1 protein-coding gene is annotated in these 810 nt (G+C 59.5%); it reads right to left on the bottom strand.

The annotated features are described in order from the left end of the window. Positions 1 to 55 precede the first annotated feature (55 nt). Positions 56 to 772 (bottom strand): IS6 family transposase, encoded by a 717-nt coding sequence (locus ACFQU0_RS19755; RefSeq protein WP_382203639.1) that lies wholly within the window; start codon positions 770 to 772, stop codon positions 56 to 58. Between the last annotated feature and the right edge of the window lie 38 nt (positions 773 to 810).

Genomic DNA, 810 nt, shown 5'->3' with positions numbered 1-810 from the left:
GGTTGTGTCGCATTAGCCGAGGAGGGGCGTGCTGAATCAGTGGATGGCGTCGACCTCAGATTGCCAGACTGTAGAACTGCTGTGCCGCTGGCGTGACGACCCCTTTGGGGCAGCTCATCTGCCCCTTGCGGATCATGTGCATCGTCTCGACCCCGGCCAGGATTCGGCGGGCAGCCCAAAATGACTTGAACCCCATCATGGGCCTGATCCTCCGCTTGATGGCACGGTGGTCCTGCTCGACCACGTTGTTCAAGTACTTGGACTGCCGCAGTTCAATGGCCAAGCCGCTATCTGCGATCAAAGCTCTCACAGCAGCCGTGTTCGCCCCGCTCTTGTCGATGGTGATTTTCTCGGGGGCATCGTGCAGGTTGATGGCCTGCTCGAAAAACCGACGTGCTGCAGCCTCGTCGCGTCTTGCGGTCAGCAAGAAGTCCACTGTCAGGCCCATCCGGTCAACGGCCCGGTACAGATACTTCCACTGCCCGCCCACCAGGATGTAGGTTTCGTCCACTCGCCAAGAACCGTCCACCGATCGCTTTCGGGTGCGAAATACCGCAGTCAGCACGGGCAAGATCTTCAACGCCCAGCGATGGACAGTGGCATGGTCGACGGTGACGCCACGCTCGGCCATCATTTCTTCCAAGTTGCGCAGACTCAGCGGGTAGGCCGCGTACCAGCGAACGCACACCAGCATGATCTCCAGCGGAAAGTGCAACCGTTTGATCACGCGGCGCAGAGTCGAGTTTGCCAATTGGAGATGCAGTGGGGCCATGCCTTGATTGTCTTTGGGCGGCTTACTGCGACACAACC

It is taken from the genome of Hydrogenophaga defluvii (genome assembly GCF_042665235.1).
Taxonomy (GTDB): Bacteria; Pseudomonadota; Gammaproteobacteria; order Burkholderiales; family Burkholderiaceae_C; genus Hydrogenophaga; species Hydrogenophaga defluvii_A.
This window is presented reverse-complemented; position numbering and strand designations above follow the sequence as displayed.

What these genes read in the sequence shown, in the direction of transcription:
- ACFQU0_RS19755 (WP_382203639.1), bottom strand. Translation starts at nt 772, where the DNA reads ATGGCCCCACTGCATCTCCAATTGGCAAACTCGACTCTGCGCCGCGTG.